This is a genomic window from Terrabacter sp. FW104-15G4B, assembly GCF_058790095.1.
In genome coordinates this window covers 245,600-261,062 of the sequence record NZ_JBYTCI010000003.1, presented here as the reverse complement: position 1 = coordinate 261,062, position 15,463 = coordinate 245,600, and the positions used below count along the sequence as shown (strand labels likewise).

Genomic DNA, 15,463 nt, shown 5'->3' with positions numbered 1-15,463 from the left:
CCCCGACCCCCGGCCGCCCCCCGGGCTGCGTGCCGCGGTTCCCCGGTAGCCGGTCTCGAAGACCCTTCCTATGACGTCGTCGGGGATGCCGCCGCACTGGTCCTGGACGGCCACGACGACCCGGTCGGCGTCACGGGTCACGATCGTCGTCACCTCCCCTCCGGGCGGCGTATGCCGTATGCCGTTGACCACGAGGTTGGCGACCGCTCGGCGCACCTCGCTAGGTGCCACACTGGCGAGCACCTTCGGCCCGGCGGAACCGGTGAGCCGGACGCCTTCGGCATCGGCGAGGGGCAGCAGCGCGGCCACCGTTTCGGACACGAGGTCCCCCACGTCGCCTTCGGTCTTCTGCAGGGCGGGCTCGGCGGCCTGCAGCCGGGAGAGTGCCAAGAGGGTGTCGATGAGCTCACCCATCTGGCGAACCGAGTCCCGGACCTGCCGCATGGCGATGGGTACATCGGTCGCCACCCCGTCTTCCACGGCCTCGCTGATCGCCCAGATGCCGGCCAGCGGCGTGCGCAGGTCGTGCGACACCCAGGCGATGAGTTCCCGCCGGTCGGCTTCGGCCCGCGCCTCCAGCCCGCGAGCCATCCGGTCCGCTGTCGCGGCTCGGTCGGCCTCGATGACCCGCCGTGCGACGAGGCCGCCGAGTACTGCGGCCACGGGCACTGCGGCCAGGAGGACGAGCAGCACCGTCGCGGAGTCCGCGGGCTGGAGGAACATGGCACGCGCGCTCGCGTAGACGCCGGCGGCGACGGCGATGACGACGACGACCGGGGCGGCGACCGCGGCCCGCCCCACCGAGCGGCGAGAGAGCGCCACCACGACGAGGAGGCCGAGCAAGCCGACCACCAGTGTGACCGCCGCGGAAAGGCCCACCGCGGACACCTGGGTGGGCATCAGGCCCTGTCCGGTGGCCGGGCGTCCCAGCGGTAGCCCACTCCGAACACCGTGACGAGCCGGCTCGGCGCTGACGGCTCGGCCTCGACCTTCTCGCGGAGCCGATGCACGTGGACGGTCACCGTCGACTCGTCACCGAAGTCCCAGCCCCACACCGCGCGCATCAGGTCGTCGCGGCGGTGCACCTCGCCGGGATGCGTGAGGAGCCAGTCGAGCAACGCGAACTCCCTTGCGGTCAGGGCGAGTTCGGTGCCGTTTCGCCTCACGACATGCGCGCGGTGGTCGAGCACGAGGTCCCCGTCGACGGTCACCCGCGGCGCCTTGGAACTCGCCCCTACTCCGTGGCTCCCGGCGTCGGTCACGGCCTCGGTGCCCGGTGCATCGGCCCTGCGCAGGATCGCCTGCACGCGCAGCACCAGCTCCCTCGGGCTGAACGGCTTGGTCACGTAGTCGTCGGCACCGACCTCCAAGCCGAGGATCCTGTCCTCCTCCTCGCCCAGCGCGGTCAGCATCACCACGGGGACCCGCGGGTGGTCACGGCGCAGCCTGCGGCATACCTCCAACCCGCCGATCCCGGGCAGCATGAGATCCAGCACCACAACGTCGGGGGTTGCGGCGGCCGCGAGGTCGAGCGCGGAGGCGCCGTCCGTAGCGCGGTGCACCTCGAAGCCGGCCCGCTCGAGGTAGGCACCCACGACGTCGCCCACGGTGGGATCGTCGTCGACGACGAGGGCGCTGCTCATGGTCCGAGGATAGGACCGCGCACGGGCCCGGCGGCGCTGCTCGTGGGTACGTCACGACCTCGTAAGGAGCCGGCAATCCGAGCGCCATGGCATCGGGCCGCAGGGGTCGGTTGACTCAGTACAGGCCACCACCGGGGTGGGCCGGGAAGTGAGGAAAACTGATGAACTTCAAGGCATTCCGCACCGCTGCTGTCATCGCAACCACGGCCGGAGCCGTGCTGGGGCTGGGAGCGACGGCACAGGCGGCGGGCGTCTCCGGCCCGGCGATCTACGTGAACCATGTGCTCTACCGCACGGTCGCGACTCCGACGGACCTCTCGGGCACCGGGGCGCCGGCGCAGAGCTGGGACACGATCTACAACTTCTTCGGCGCGCAGCCGAGTGTGGCGACGGCCGCGCCGGGCGACCCCGGCTTCAACGGGGGCCGCTGGCAGGTGCACAAGGTCTCGACCCCAGGTGGCTATGCCGAGGCACTCGCAGCCGGTGACCTCGACGGCAACGGTGTGCTCGACTCGGCGGACGAGATCAACGCTGCCCTGGCCACCGGCGCGCTGGTCGACGACGGCATCGTCAAGTACTTCGTCTGCACGCTCAACAAGGTGCCTGCCAACGGCTGACTGCAGACGGCGCTGCGGGGGAAGGACTACTCCGCGGGGGTGGGCGCTTCCGATCCTGCCGCGTACTCGCGCATCGGGACGTCGCCTGACCGCCACGCTGCCATGACCGGGTCGATGATGCGCCAGGCCTCCTCGGCCTCGTCGCTCCTGATGAACAGCATGGGGTCGTTCCTCAGCATCTCCTCGATCAGGTGGGCGTATGCCGTGAAGCGCGGCGGTTGGGAGCGCGTGTGGAGCTGACGGCTCTCGGCGGTCTCCTCCGGGCCGTTGAGGATCGTGGCGAGCCGTACGTACGGGTCGGTGAGCCCGATGCGCAGCACGTTCGGCTCGATGCCGGGCCACCGGTCCAACAGGTACTTCGGCAGGGGCCGGAAGTGGATCGCGATCTCCGCCGAGTCGGCGGCGAGCGCCTTGCCCGAACGCAGGGTGAACGGGACCCCGGCCCACCGCGGGTTGTTCACCTCGACCGTCAACGACGCGTAGGTCTCGGTGTTGCGGCTGGGCTGCACCCCGGGCTCGTCGACGTACGACGGGACCTGACGGGTCCCGATGGTGCCAGCTGTGTAGCGGGCGCGAATGGTGTTCTGTCGCATGGAGGTTGCCGCCGGCGTCGCCACGGCGCGCAGGGCCTCCACCCGCACCGACCTGAAGGAGTCGGCGTCGACCCGGGCCGGCTGTTCCATGAGCACGAGCGCCATGGCCTCCATCAGGTGGTTCTGGATCATGTCCTTCATCGCGCCGGCGCCGTCGTAGTAGGACGCGCGACCTTCCAGGGTCAGGCTCTCCAGCCAGCTGATGTCGACCCGCTCCACCTCGGTCGCGTTCCAGACCGGCTCGAACACGCGGTTGAGGAACCGCAGGGCGACCACGCGCCTCACCAGCTCGTTGGACAGGAAGTGGTCGATCCGGAAGATCGTCGGCTCAGGTAGCTGGAGGTGGAGCACCTCGTTCAGGTGCTTCGCCGACGCCAGGTCCGTCCCGAAGGGCTTCTCGATCGCCACGGCGTCGGAGGTCCGCAGCCCGGCCCCGGCCAGAGCCGGCAGCAAGAGCTGGAGCAGGCTCGGAGGCAGTGCGAGGTAGACCAGCGTGTTCGGGTGCTCGCGGCCGATCAGCCGGCGGACGTCCTCGGCGCGGGTGACGTCCGCCGTCTGGTAGGTGAGCATGCCGGAGACGGCGTCGCGGGTGGCCGGCGACAGGGCAGCGTGCTTGTCCAGCTCCGCGGCGATGTGCTCGCGGAAGTCCTCCGTGGACCACTCCGTGTTGGCTGATCCCAGGATCGTGAACGACGGGGGGAGGAGCCCTGCTTCGGCCAGCTGGGCGACAGCGGGCATCAGCAGGCGGCTCGTCAGGTCACCGGAGGCTCCGAGCAGGACCATTCGCTCGATCATGGGATGTCGCCCTTCTCGGGTTGGGGGACGGAGCTCTTGTCGTGCCGGCGGGGCGACATCGGTGCGTGCCGTCTGACCGGCGTGTCACGCCCGGCTTCCCTGTCTACGTGGAGCGTCCGCCTCGGTGCATCACCCGGGCAGGATGACGAGGTTCAGGCGGAGCTCATGGCCGCTTTCATCCTGCGCGGGTGAGGCCGCCACCGCGCCTCGGGGGGCACGATGACGACGCGCGGGTGCCCGAGGCGCAGGTCCCGGGGCTGTCGTGCTGCGACAGGGGGCGTCGAAAGAAGGGTCCGCCATGCCTGACTCCGAGTACCCGCTCATCGCCGACCACGGCCTCATCGGGGACCTCCAGACGTCCGCGCTCGTGGCGTCTGACGGCTCGGTCGACTGGTTCTGCGCGCCGCGGTTCGACTCGCCGAGCATCTTCGGCGCTCTGCTGGACCGCGAGCACGGCGGCCGCTTCCGGATCCGCCCGCACGGCTCGAGCTTCGCCACGACCCAGCTCTACTTCCCCGAGACGGCCATCCTGATCACCCGCTTCATGACGGAGGACGGAGTCGGTGAGGTGTCGGACTTCATGCCCGTCGCCGGCACCGAGGCCAGAGGCCGGCACCTGCTGGTGCGGATGGTGCGGTGCGTACGCGGGCAGATGTCCTTCGAGCTGGAGGTCTCGCCCCGCTTCGACTACGGCCGGGCCTCGCACGAGATGACGATGACCGAGAACGGCGCCGTCTTCACCGGCAGCGACACCCAGATGGTGCTGCACGTCGTCCGCGAGGAGGGGGAGGAGCAGCTCGCCTCCGTGACGGAGAACGACAACGACCTGGCGGCGACCATGACGCTACGGGCCGGGCAGGTCCGCGGCGCGATCCTGGAGACCGGGTCGGCCGGACCTCCCCGCAGGGTCTCGCCGGCTGAGGTGGAGCGGATGTTCGACGCCACGGCCGAGTTCTGGAAGTCGTGGCTGGCACAGTCGACGTACACCGGCCGATGGCGCGAGGCGCTGGAGCGGTCGGCCATCACGCTGAAGCTGATGACGTACGCCCCCACCGGGGGCATCGTGGCCGCACCCACGATGGGCCTGCCGGAGCAGGTCGGCGGCGAGCGCAACTGGGACTATCGCTACACGTGGGTGCGGGATGCCTCGTTCTCGGTGTACGCCCTGCTCGGCATGGGTTTCCGTGAGGAGGCGGCTGCGCTCGGCGGGTGGCTGCGCGACCGCGTCGCCGAACGGCACGGCAGCGACACCGGACCGCTGAACATCATGTACCGCGTGGACGGCTCCTCCGACCTCAAGGAGGAGGTGCTCGAGCACTGGGAGGGCTACCGGGGCTCCTACCCGACCCGAGTGGGCAACGGCGCGGCCGGGCAGCTGCAGCTGGACATCTACGGCGAGGCGATCGACAGCGTCCACCTCGCCGACCAGCACGGTCTCCAGATGGGCCACCGTGGGTGGCTGGCGATCCGGGACATGCTGGACTGGCTGTGCGACAACTGGGACCAGCCCGAGGAGGGCATCTGGGAGACCCGCGGCGGTCGGAAGAGCTTCACGTACGGGCGTCTGATGAGCTGGGTGGCCCTCGACCGTGGGCTTCGACTGGCCGCCGAGCGCGGCCGCCCGGCGCCGGTGGAGCGGTGGACCGCCGAGCGCGACCGGATCTACGACCAGCTCATGGAGCGCGGCTGGAACAGCGAGCGGCAGGCGTTCGTCCAGCACTACGACGACCGGGTGCTCGACTCCTCCTTGCTGCGGATGGCGCGGGTCGGGTTCATCTCTCCGTACGACCCGATGTGGTCCTCGACGCTCGACGCCATGCGGGAGGAGCTCGTCACCGACAGCCTCGTCTACCGGTACGACCCGGGCGCCTCACCTGACGGCTTGCGCGGCTCGGAGGGGACCTTCTCGCTGTGCACCTTCGCCTACGTCGATGCACTGGCGAGCGCGGGAAGGCTGGACGAGGCCCGGCTGGTCTTCGAGAAGATGCTGACCTACGCCAACCACCTCGGACTCTTCGCCGAGGAGATCGGCCTCACCGGCGAGCAGCTCGGAAACTTCCCCCAGGCGTTCACGCACCTCGCCCTCATCGATGCAGCGATCAGCCTCGATGCCGCGCTCGACCGGGAAGGACCGAAACGTCCGCACGGCGGTGGCTGAGGGTGGAAGCCACGGGCACAGTGCCGCAGTCCTCGCCTGAACCTCGAGCCTCGTGTTGCTTGGCGTCCCTCAGCCCATGACGAGGCCCTCGATGTCGTGCTTCTGCACGATCGGCTGCAGCTCGTCGACCAGCGGGCAGACCAGGTGCTTGCGCACCCTCGCGGGCAGGCGCTCGTAGTAGTCCTTCGTCACGGCCAGGTCGTGCCGCACATCGTGGCCGGCTCCCGGTGCAGCCACCCCGAGGACGAGCACCGGCCGCGACCGGGTCGAGCGGTTCGGCGTGCCGCGGTGGACGGTCAGGGCGGAGCGGGCCGAGATGTCGCCCCTCTGGGGGTACTTGCGCTCGGCCAAGGCCTCGTAGCGGGGGTACTCCGACTGCGACGGGAACTGTTCGTGGTCGAAGTCGTCCCCCGGCTCCCACTGCGTGCCCGGAGCGATCTCGAAGGGTCCCATCTCGTCGGTCGTGTCGACCGTCGTGAGGTTGAACGCCAGGGAGGTCAGGCGGTGCTCGTCCTTCGTCTCCGGCGGGCTCGGGAAGTCCCGGTGCCACGGCTGCACCTTCGCGCCGGGGAAGGGGATGTCGAACCCGACCTCCACGATCTCGTAGTCCGGACCCAGCATCGTCTCGCACACTGTCCGCACCCACGCGTGGTCGACGAGGTCGACGAAACCGCGCAGGTCCTCCGGGTGGATCTCGACGTACCACCGGTTCGGTCCCCGCCCGACGGCGCCGCGCTCGCGGGAGCGGGCCTGCTCGAAGGCCACCTCGATGTCCTCGCGCAGGCGCTCGACCCAGTCGACCGAGAACGCGCCCCGGCGCGCGACGATGCCGTCGGTGTGGAGCGCCTGACGGATCTCCTCGACGTCGAACTGAGCGTCGCCGCCCTGCTTCTCATCCGTTGTAATTCCCGTCATCGCTCGACGGTACGCCCAACGCGACCGGCGTTGCCAGATCCGCCCGGCCCGTCGCAGGTGGCCGGCGTGACGCTGGCGGAGCCCGCGAGTCTCCTCCGCATAGGGGGAGGCCGCGCGCACGCACCCGGGTTAGAACTGAAGGATGAGCACGCATCCGAAAGAGGGTGGCCGGACCGAGTCGCGCGTCGACCTCGACCGACCGGCGGCGATCCTCGAGGAGCTGCGGACACCGAGGGCGGCGGCCATTGCCGGGATCGCCTTTGCGTTGCTCCTCGCAACGGTTGTGGTCCTCGTGCACCTGGCCCTACCGGGCACCGGCAACCGGTCGCTGTGGATCACCGATGCGTCACGTCGCCAGAAGGTGGCGCTGGCACTGACGCTGACCCCGTATGCCGGCATCGCCTTCCTGTGGTTCATCGGCGTCATCCGCTCCCGTCTCGGGCACCAGGAGGACAAGCTGTTCGCGACGGCCTTCCTCGGCTCGGGCCTGCTCTTCGTCGCCATGCTCTTCGCCGCGGCTTCGAACGTCGGGGCGTTGCTGACCCTCTATGACGGCGCCGACAGCGTCTCGCCGGAGTACGTCCGCGAGGTCGGAGCCGTGAGCACGGCACTGCTGACGACCTTCGGCATCCGCATGGCCGCCGTCTTCACGATGGTCGTCACGACGCTGGGCCGGCGAACCCGCATCGTCCCGCGCTGGCTGGTGGTCCTGGGTTACGTCGTCGCCGTGGTGCTGCTGCTCTCACCCCCACGGACGGAGTGGACGGTGCTGCTCTTCCCGCTCTGGGTCCTGCTCCTGAGCCTGCACATCCTCGTCTCGTCCCTACGGCCCACACCGGCACCGGCGTAGTGCCCGCCTGCCGATGCCCGCAGAGCACAGAGGCAACGGTCCCCACCCGAGCCGGATGCAGGCATACCCGGCGCGGCTGCTGGCGTGGGCGGACCTGCTGCAACGACGCCACCGCGTACTCGGGTTCCCCTGGGCAGTGCTCAAGAAGTACGGCGAGGACGCCGGCGGGCGTCACGCAGCGCTGATCACCTACTACGGCTTCCTCAGCATCTTCCCGCTCCTGCTCGTCGCGGTGTCGGTCCTCACGACGGTGCTCGTCGACCACCCGAAGCTGCGCGCGGACATGGTCGAGGCGCTGGTACCCCCTTCCCTCCAGGAGACGGTGAACACGTCGCTGTCGCTGATGCCGTCCTCCGGGCTGCCGCTGGTCATCGGCGTGCTCGGACTGCTGTTCGCGGGAACTGGCGTGGTGGTCTCGTCCTACGAGACGCTCAACCATCTGGCGGGGGTGCCCGTGCGGGAACGGTTCGGGTTCTTCTCCAGGTACGCCCGCGTCCTGCTGATGCTGGTCGTGCTGCTGACGGCCGGTGTCCTCGTGGCCGCACTGACCGTCGCGACAGCCGTGCTTCCCGACCTGGGCCAGCTGCAATGGGTGTCGGCAACCGTCTCGACGGCCGTGGTGGTGTTCCTCGTGCTCATCACCGCAGCCAAGGTGCTCGTCGCCAGACGGGTGTCGTGGCGTGGCACCTGGCTGGCTGCTGCCGGGGGATCCCTTGCCGTCACGATCGTCCTCTCGGCCGGCGCCAGCCTGTTGAGCGGACTGGTCTCGAGGGCGGGGCTGGTCTACGGCAGCTTCGCCACCGTGGTCGGCAGCTTCGCGCTGCTCTACCTCGTCAGCCAGGCGCTGCTCTACTCCGCCGAGGCGGCGACGGTGCGTCGCCACCGGCTCTGGCCCAGAGCCCTCGACCTCGCGCGACCGGCGCCCGCCGACCACCGCGCCCTCTCGTTGCTGGCCGGCGAGCAGGAGCGTCTCGCCGGGCAGCGCATCGACGTGACGTTCGAGCCGACCGTCCCCGTGAGCTCACAGGTATCCCCGCCGCTCGAGCCACCTGGAGGCGAAGAAGCCCTCCGCCGCGGGGAGGTAGAACGTCGCGACGCGCCAGACGACCGTGGCCGCCAACGCCACGTCGGCGGCGACCCCGAGGGGCACGAGCAGCCCCACCATCACCGCCTCGGACACGCCGACGCCGCCGGGGATGGGCACGATCCCCTGGACCAACGCGGTGACCACGACCACGACCGTGCACGAGACCAGGCTGATCGGGGAGCCGACGGCGTAGAGCGCCGCCCAGAGGATCAGACCCCAGGTCAGCTGGATCAGCAGCTGGGTCCCGAAGAGGCCGATGGCGCGAGACGGTGACCGCACGAGCTGGGCGAGGGCGGACCACGCGGACCTCAGCACCGGTACCACTCGCTCCCGGAGCCGCCTCACCCTCCAGAACGCGACCAGGACGATCAGGCAGACGGTCACCAGCACGGCCAGCACCACCAGCCAGTCGACCTCCCCTCCCGGGTTGGCCGAACGGTGGAAGGACAGCGTGCCGGTCGAGGACCCGACGAGGAGGATCGCCAGCTGCGCGATGAAGCCCGACAGCCCGTCGATGCCGGCCTGGGCCACGGCGACGACCGGCGCCACGCCGTACTTGTGGAGGAACGCCGCAGTCATCGTCACCCGGCCGGTCACACCAGGGACGGCGAACGAGATGAACGCGACGGCGCTCTGGAGGATCGTCGCAGGTCGCAGGGGAAGCGACCGCCCGACCGAGAACATCATGGAGGCCGCCTGTGGGAGGAAGACGCCCTGCCCCAGGGCCAGGGCACACACCAGCACCCACCAGATGGCGCTTTCCAGCTCTGACCAGAGCCGGGCGTAGTCGACACCAGCCAGCACGGGAACCATGGCTCCCGCGAACAGGAGGAGGACGGCAATCATCAGGAGGTCCCGCGCATTCACCCGCCGCAGCTTGACCGGCTGGGGAACGGGGATCCCGGTCTCCTGCACGACGCGGGACCGCAGCTGCTCGAGCTCGCCAGCCGTGGTGCGCCGCCGCTCGCGTGACGAGAGCGCTGGTGCCTGGACGTACGGGAGCGCCGCTCCCAGCCGTTCGTCGCCGAGCGCCGTACGAGCCGTCGTGACTGCCCGGTCCGCGCCCACGAGCCGAGCCAGTCCGAACAGCAGACGGGCGGTGTCCAGACGCCTCTCGCGGTCGTGGGGATGCAGGGAACCGGCGGCGAAGTCACCCATGACGAGCCCGTCCTCCGCCTTGCGGACGGTGCTGAGATCGAGCGCGCCGTGGCTGATGCCGGCGTCGTGAAGCCGCGCCAGGTCGTGCCACAGCTCGATGAGCTGGGGGTCCGTCACCGCGTCCGGTGCGACGGTGTCCAGCCGGACGCCGCGGCGTTGGATGGCGAGAATCGCCACCTCGCCCGAGGTGCTTGCGGCCGCGAGCACCTCGGGCACCGCCACCCCGGCCCGTCGTGCGAGGAGGGTCACCAGCGCCTCGTGTTCCGCAGCCTGCAGCCTCGAGAAGGTCAGGCTGGCGTTCTCTCCCCGGTAGACGAGCAGTCGCCACGCCCGCGCTGCGAGCTGGGAGTCGGTGGCGTCGCGGCCGAAGGCCTTGATCTCCACCGTTTCGCCGTCGCTCGACGTGCCCACCATCCGGCGCACGCCCCACGCCTGGTCCGGGTCCACCCGCAGGTCGGTCAGCGGGAGACCGAGCTCGGTCATGGCCTCCGCCACGGACGCCACGGCCGGGTAGCCCTGGGGTGAGCCGAAGGCGAGCAGGATGGCACCCGCACTGACCATCCCGATGCCGAGGGCCGCGACCGACCCACTGGGAGCACCGAATCCGAGCACGGGTGCCGCGACGCCAGTCAGGCCGACGAGAACCCACCCCAGCTGCCGGACCGGCCTGGCCAGGTGCGGCGACGCGGCGAGCAGCATGGCGGCGACGGTGGCGACGCGGAGGACGGGGAACTGCGGCACCGGGACGGTGGCGTACTCCGGTAGGAGGGTGGGCCAGAGCCGGCCGAAGGCTGCCATGCACGCCACGGTGCCCACCACCGCTAGGGCACCTGCGGCAACGACGTCACGCAGGGCCCCTCCCCGGCGGGAGACCGCGAGGACGACGACGACCGCCACCGTGTAGACGAGCGTCGCCGTGTTGACGAGCTGGAGTGTGGACACCACCCAGGTCGGCAGGGTGGAGGGGGCGTATGCAGTCGGCTCCCCGCCGCTCGACTCCCCGTGCGCCGCCAGGGCCCAGCCGATGAGCACGGCGCCGGCCACCATGGTCGTGGCGTCGCTCGCCCGGCGGGCCCGGGGCTGGTCGTCCTCCGCAACGAGGTAGCGGGAGTGGTGCAGCGCTGCGCGCGCGCGAACTACTCGTCTCCCACCGACTTTCGTCGCCAGCCCCATCACACCCTCCCCAGTCGGGAACGAGGACCGTCACCCGGTCCGCGGACGTAGGACCTCAAGGCCCACGACGAATGCCGCTCCCTGCCGTGACCGCTCCCGAGGTCAGCGCGTGCCGGTCAGCATGACCTGCGCAGATGCGACGTGGAGCGGCCCGCCGCAGCAGGCCGCCCCACGCCCGGATCAGGTGTCAGCGGCGATCCCGGCGGTCGTCCCGCCGGTCGTCACGACGGTCATGACGACGGTTGACCCCGTGGGCGACGACAATGGCACCGCCGACGGCGGCCGCAGTTCTCCTCCTGCGCCTGGCTGCGAGTGGCATGTCAGACTCCTTCCTTTTCCTTCTCGTCGGACTCCATGGCGGCGATGATCGCCTGGATCGGGATGCGCCCGCTGGCCACGAGCTGGCCGCCGGCGTGCCGCACGGCGGCGCCGAAGGGCGCGGCCCACAGGTTCTCCCACACGAGTACGGCAGCCGAGCTGCCCGGCTCGATCGTCTCGACCAGGTCGGCGACGTCCTGCTCGCTGAGCAGCATGGCCAGCTCCGTCTCGTAGGAGCGCAGCTCGCCGATCTCCGAGTCCTCCATGTCGGCCGCCTCGAACGCCTCGAAGCTCCCGTCCAGGTCCTTCTTGAGGAAGAGCAGGTCCAGGACCCGGATGAGGTCGCGGTCCGCGTAGTCCTTGAGGATCGGAGCGATCTCGCCGTTGAGCTTGCTGCCGTCGAACTCCACCACGAGCCAGTCCACCGGACCGAGCTCGTCGATGTTGACTGTCATGTCATTTTCTCCTTGTTCTGTGCGTCCGGTCTGCATCCGTGAGTCCCGGCGGGAGCCGCGCGGGTCTGGTCGGCCCCGTTCCGTCCTATGGCGGAGGCTTCCGGGCCCAGCGGACTGGACCTCCGGCGGCGACCGACTGCCACGCCATTCACGCTAGGAGCCGTGCGGGGGCAGGGCCTCACCCGCACGGGATGAACCGGCCGCGTGGTCGCCGTCCGTGGAGCGGTGCCGCGGGCGTGCGCGCGACGGAGGCGGCCGCCGACACGAGGTCCCAGCCGGGGGCGGGCGGCTGCTCCGCGGGCGGCGGGCCGAGCGGCTCCTCGCCGTCCCCGAGCCGCGCGAACTGCCTGCCCGGGACTGCCGCGATGTGCTCCTGGGGTGGCCGGGACTGCCACGTGCAGCAGCGGACCGGCCTGACGTCGCCGGCCCGGCGGCGGGGTCACTCCGGCAGCGCGCCGGTCTCGGTGACCGTGGCGGCGATGTCGCGCAGCTTGCGGTTGAGGTGCTGGCTGCTGCTCCGCAGCAGGTCGAAGGCCTCGTCCTCGCGCATCTTGTGGACGTTCATCAGGATGCCGATGGCCATGCCGATCTGCCGGCTCGAGCTGAGCGCCTGCGTCAGGTTGGCCGCGCTGTCGGCGCGGTCGGCGTGCTGCAGCAGCACGCGGGCGTGGGCGGCGAAGAGGGCTGCGATCCCCACGGAGCCCTGCAACGCATTCGGCTGCCCGCTGTAGATGTTGACCGCGACGTGGTCGGGCGCGTCGGCCAGCTGCACGGACAAGGCGGCCCGCACCGGGGTGTCGGCCAGCGTGGCGGCGGTGAAAGCGGGCCAGCGAGTCTCCTGGGTCAGGTCCGGGACGCTCACGACGCTGAAGGTGGTGGCGGCCTCGATGCACGGTCCCTGCTGGAGCCGGTGCTGGATGTTGTCGACGTCCACCGCCACGCTCGCGGAGCAGGCGAGGCTCCGCGGGAGCTGGCCGCTCGGCCAGGTCGTGATGCCTGCCCAGTCGCAGCCGGGCACCGCCACGACCGCGAGCTCGACCAGCTGCTGCAGCGCCGAGGGACGGTCACCGCCCGCACGCAGGTGTTGGTTCAGCCCGACGAAGTCCTGCGCCAGCTCCGCAGCGGGGCCGTCCTGGCCCGGGTCGGCGGTGTGCCGTTGCGACCTCCGGGATGCTGGACCTGCACCTTCCATCGTGCCTCCACGCGTGTCCTCAGCTCGGGCCTCGGGCTCGCAGGCCGCGCTGGGTGACACCTCCGCGTGGGCCCGCCCAAGATCGGCCCGACAGTCGTCGTCCTACGCCGAATCTAGCTCTTCGTCCGCCGATGCTCACTTCGTTGTCCAAGCCTGTCGGCTCCTTGCTGGTCCGCCTCGCGGTCGGTGTCCCCGGGTACGAATGGCGTGATTGGGGGTAACCCGAGGAAGGGGCGGGCGTCACCGCCCCGCAACTCCTGCGAGAGGAAGCATCATGAGCACGCACCGGGACGAGGGTCAGGGCCGCCCAGGGGCGCACGAGGCAGAGCGGACACAGCTCGTCGACCCGGCGTACGCGCACGGTGGGGACGGGGTGGTGCTCGGGGACATGGTGGAGGCAGAGAAGGAGCGCTACGGCGGCGTCAAGGTCGGCGCGGCCTTCTTCGGCTGGCTGACAGCGGTCGGCATGTCCGTCCTGCTGACCGCCCTGCTCGCCGCGACGGGTGCAGCTGTCGGGGTGGCGACCGGAACCGTCGACCAGGCGAGCAGCCAGGCCACGCAGAACCCGCAGACGATCGGCCTGTGGGGCGCCGTCGCGCTCGCCGTCGTGCTGCTCGTCGCGTACTTCTGCGGTGGCTACGTGGCCGGACGGATGGCGCGCTTCGACGGGGCGAAGCAGGGCGTCGCTGTGTGGCTGTGGGCCATCGTCATCGCCGTCCTCGTGGCCGTCGCTGCAGCCGTGGCGGGCAACAAGTACGACATCTTCTCCAACCTCAACAGCTTCCCGCGCATCCCCGTCGACTCGGGCCAGCTCACCACCGCAGGCATCGTGGCTCTCGTGGGCGCCGTGGTCATCGCCCTGGTCGGTGCCGTCCTGGGCGGCCTCGCCGGTATGCGTTTCCACCGGCGGGTGGACCACGCCGGGCTCGCTGCCGCGACCGGTGCGTCGCGGGACGTGTCCGCACGCTGACGGCCTGACGGCCTCTGGGTACCATCCCGCCCGGCAGCGCCGCGCAGCGATGGGCGCGGCCGTGCAGTTCTGGACCTGCCGTTTGGTCGGTGTGACAGCGGGTAGGCGCCGACTGTGCGCTGAAGCAGCAGACGCCCGCTGAGCGGAGGACCTCGAGCTCTCCCTCGACAACCGAAGGAGAGCAGGCATGTCCGCTGCCCGACGGATGACTCCCACCATCGCCACCATCACCGCCACGACCGACACCGTCCCGATGCCCACGCGGGTCGACGAGGCCCGTGCCACACCGAAGTCCGTGCCAGGTCTCAACCGGGTCGGAGCGGCATCAGGTCTCCCGCCCTTCGGTGTCCAGGAGGAGTTCCTCCTGCTCGACCGCACCACCGGGCTGCCCGTTCCCCGGGCGCGCGAGGTCGTCAGCATGGCCAAATCCAAAGTGCGACAAGGGGATCCGACACCGCACCCCGACGTGTTGCGCTCGCAGGTGGAGGCCGCGACCCCGACGTGCAGCTCCCTGGGCGAGCTCGCCCTGCACCTGCGCCAGGCCCGCCGCAACCTCGCCTCGGCCGCCGCCGAGCACGAGCTGCTCCTCGCCGCCGTCGGGGCGGCTCCGATGGGAGCCGGTCACCAGCCAGTGACCCGGAGCGCCCGCTACACCGACATGCGGCGCCTGGCGCCGGGCTTGCTCGACGAACAGCTCATCAACGGCACCCACGTCCGCCTCCAGGTCCCGAGCCGGGACGCCGGCGTGCAGGTGATGAACCGCCTGAGGCCGACCCTCCACGTGCTCCTCGCCCTCGCCGCCAACTCGCCGCTCTGGCGGGGCCGCGACTCCGGCTTCGCGAGCTGGCGGGCCGTCCACGCGCAACGCTGGCCCGTGGAAGGTCCGCCGCCCCACTTCGCCGGCCTCACGGCATACGACCAGCATGTCGCGGCGCTGTTGCGGACCGGGGTCATCAACGACCCGGGGATGCTCTACTGGCAGGTACGGCTGGGGGAGGACACCCCGACCGTCGAGGTGCGGCTGGGTGACGTCGCCCTCGACATCCCCACCGCCATCGCCTTCGCGGGTGTGGTCCGCGGGCTCGTCGTGGAGGCGCTCGCCGCGACCGAGTCAGGTCGACCCACCCCGCAGCCGCAGCCCGACCTGCTGCACGCGGCCTCGTGGCACGCCGCTCGCCACGGACTCTCTGGTGAGCTCGTCGTGCCGCCCCGCGACCTCGGTCGCCCTCCCGAGATGGCTCCGGCCTCGGCCGTCCTGCTCGACGTCGCCTACCGGGCCGCCGGCCAGCTCGGCGCGGAGGGGGCGGTCGTGATGAAGGCCGTCCGGTCGGTGCTTCGTCAGGGCACCGGCGCCGACCGGCAGCGGCGTGCGATGCAGCGCGGCGGTGCGGCCGCGGTCCTCAACCTCATCGCACAACCCGCCACCTGAAGCCCCGCCCGCAGCGGCGGGGGCTGAGCGCTGGGTTGAGGAAGGTTGCGCGAGCCTGATGCGTGAGAGCGGCCGGGGGGGGGGGGGGGGGGGGGGGGGGGGGGGGGCGG

The 15,463-nt window shown here is 71.0% G+C and carries 12 protein-coding genes and 1 pseudogene; 6 read left to right on the top strand and 7 right to left on the bottom strand.

What is annotated here, in order from left to right:
- Both AC3WRT_RS04710 and AC3WRT_RS04705 read right to left on the bottom strand, forming a co-directional pair.
- Nucleotides 1–900, bottom strand: a 900-nt coding sequence (locus AC3WRT_RS04710) for a sensor histidine kinase (RefSeq protein ID WP_492719673.1), incomplete at its 3' end; no start/stop codon positions are given.
- Complete coding sequence (locus AC3WRT_RS04705; protein ID WP_492719671.1) at nt 900–1,643, bottom strand: response regulator transcription factor; 744 nt, start codon at nt 1,641–1,643, stop codon at nt 900–902. The genes AC3WRT_RS04710 and AC3WRT_RS04705, both read right to left, overlap by 1 nt.
- A 161-nt stretch (nt 1,644–1,804) precedes the next feature.
- On the opposite strand from AC3WRT_RS04705, the gene AC3WRT_RS04700 reads away from it, so the two are divergent.
- The gene (locus tag AC3WRT_RS04700; protein ID WP_492719669.1) at nt 1,805–2,260 is read left to right on the top strand and encodes a hypothetical protein; all 456 of its coding nucleotides are present in this window, start codon (nt 1,805–1,807) and stop codon (nt 2,258–2,260) included.
- Nucleotides 2,261–2,286: 26 nt separating this feature from the next.
- Here the strand turns inward: AC3WRT_RS04700 and AC3WRT_RS04695 are convergent, their stop codons facing one another.
- The gene (locus AC3WRT_RS04695) at nt 2,287–3,648 is read right to left on the bottom strand and encodes a glucose-6-phosphate dehydrogenase (protein WP_492719667.1); all 1,362 of its coding nucleotides are present in this window, start codon (nt 3,646–3,648) and stop codon (nt 2,287–2,289) included.
- A gap of 298 nt (nt 3,649–3,946) precedes the next feature.
- Between AC3WRT_RS04695 and AC3WRT_RS04690 the strand changes: the two genes are divergently transcribed.
- Nucleotides 3,947–5,806 (top strand): glycoside hydrolase family 15 protein, encoded by a 1,860-nt coding sequence (locus AC3WRT_RS04690; RefSeq protein WP_492719665.1) that lies wholly within the window; start codon nt 3,947–3,949, stop codon nt 5,804–5,806.
- Between the two features lie 69 nt (nt 5,807–5,875).
- Here the strand turns inward: AC3WRT_RS04690 and AC3WRT_RS04685 are convergent, their stop codons facing one another.
- The gene (locus tag AC3WRT_RS04685; protein WP_492719663.1) at nt 5,876–6,721 is read right to left on the bottom strand and encodes a phytanoyl-CoA dioxygenase family protein; all 846 of its coding nucleotides are present in this window, start codon (nt 6,719–6,721) and stop codon (nt 5,876–5,878) included.
- Between the two features lie 142 nt (nt 6,722–6,863).
- Between AC3WRT_RS04685 and AC3WRT_RS04680 the strand changes: the two genes are divergently transcribed.
- Together AC3WRT_RS04680 and AC3WRT_RS04675 are read left to right on the top strand one after the other, a co-directional pair.
- A complete protein-coding gene (locus tag AC3WRT_RS04680; RefSeq protein WP_492719661.1) occupies nt 6,864–7,571 on the top strand; it encodes a hypothetical protein in 708 nt (235 codons plus the stop codon).
- 13 nt (nt 7,572–7,584) lie between these two features.
- A pseudogene (locus AC3WRT_RS04675) lies at nt 7,585–8,457 on the top strand (YihY/virulence factor BrkB family protein); the annotation flags it as partial.
- A gap of 135 nt (nt 8,458–8,592) precedes the next feature.
- On the opposite strand, the gene AC3WRT_RS04670 reads toward AC3WRT_RS04675, so the two are convergent.
- From AC3WRT_RS04670 to AC3WRT_RS04660, 3 genes are all read right to left on the bottom strand, one after another.
- A complete protein-coding gene (locus AC3WRT_RS04670) occupies nt 8,593–10,989 on the bottom strand; it encodes a lysylphosphatidylglycerol synthase domain-containing protein (RefSeq protein WP_492719659.1) in 2,397 nt (798 codons plus the stop codon).
- 320 nt (nt 10,990–11,309) lie between these two features.
- A complete protein-coding gene (locus AC3WRT_RS04665; protein WP_492719657.1) occupies nt 11,310–11,762 on the bottom strand; it encodes a DUF6325 family protein in 453 nt (150 codons plus the stop codon).
- Between the two features lie 439 nt (nt 11,763–12,201).
- On the bottom strand, nt 12,202–12,954 hold the full coding sequence (locus AC3WRT_RS04660; RefSeq protein WP_492719656.1) for an ANTAR domain-containing protein: 753 nt from the start codon (nt 12,952–12,954) through the stop codon (nt 12,202–12,204).
- Between the two features lie 274 nt (nt 12,955–13,228).
- Between AC3WRT_RS04660 and AC3WRT_RS04655 the strand changes: the two genes are divergently transcribed.
- Both AC3WRT_RS04655 and AC3WRT_RS04650 read left to right on the top strand, forming a co-directional pair.
- Complete coding sequence (locus AC3WRT_RS04655) at nt 13,229–13,924, top strand: hypothetical protein (RefSeq protein WP_492719654.1); 696 nt, start codon at nt 13,229–13,231, stop codon at nt 13,922–13,924.
- Nucleotides 13,925–14,111: 187 nt separating this feature from the next.
- Nucleotides 14,112–15,353: a carboxylate-amine ligase gene (locus AC3WRT_RS04650; protein WP_492719651.1), complete on the top strand. Its 1,242-nt coding sequence runs from the start codon at nt 14,112–14,114 to the stop codon at nt 15,351–15,353.
- Nucleotides 15,354–15,463: the final 110 nt, after the last annotated feature.

Coding starts and splice junctions, on each gene's coding strand:
- AC3WRT_RS04700 (WP_492719669.1), top strand. CDS start 1,805: ATGAACTTCAAGGCATTCCGCACCGCTGCTGTCATCGCAACCACGGCC.
- AC3WRT_RS04665 (WP_492719657.1), bottom strand. CDS start 11,762: ATGACAGTCAACATCGACGAGCTCGGTCCGGTGGACTGGCTCGTGGTG.
- AC3WRT_RS04680 (WP_492719661.1), top strand. CDS start 6,864: ATGAGCACGCATCCGAAAGAGGGTGGCCGGACCGAGTCGCGCGTCGAC.
- AC3WRT_RS04670 (WP_492719659.1), bottom strand. CDS start 10,989: ATGGGGCTGGCGACGAAAGTCGGTGGGAGACGAGTAGTTCGCGCGCGC.
- AC3WRT_RS04655 (WP_492719654.1), top strand. CDS start 13,229: ATGAGCACGCACCGGGACGAGGGTCAGGGCCGCCCAGGGGCGCACGAG.
- AC3WRT_RS04705 (WP_492719671.1), bottom strand. CDS start 1,643: ATGAGCAGCGCCCTCGTCGTCGACGACGATCCCACCGTGGGCGACGTC.
- AC3WRT_RS04690 (WP_492719665.1), top strand. CDS start 3,947: ATGCCTGACTCCGAGTACCCGCTCATCGCCGACCACGGCCTCATCGGG.
- AC3WRT_RS04650 (WP_492719651.1), top strand. CDS start 14,112: ATGTCCGCTGCCCGACGGATGACTCCCACCATCGCCACCATCACCGCC.
- AC3WRT_RS04660 (WP_492719656.1), bottom strand. CDS start 12,954: ATGGAAGGTGCAGGTCCAGCATCCCGGAGGTCGCAACGGCACACCGCC.
- AC3WRT_RS04685 (WP_492719663.1), bottom strand. CDS start 6,721: ATGACGGGAATTACAACGGATGAGAAGCAGGGCGGCGACGCTCAGTTC.
- AC3WRT_RS04695 (WP_492719667.1), bottom strand. CDS start 3,648: ATGATCGAGCGAATGGTCCTGCTCGGAGCCTCCGGTGACCTGACGAGC.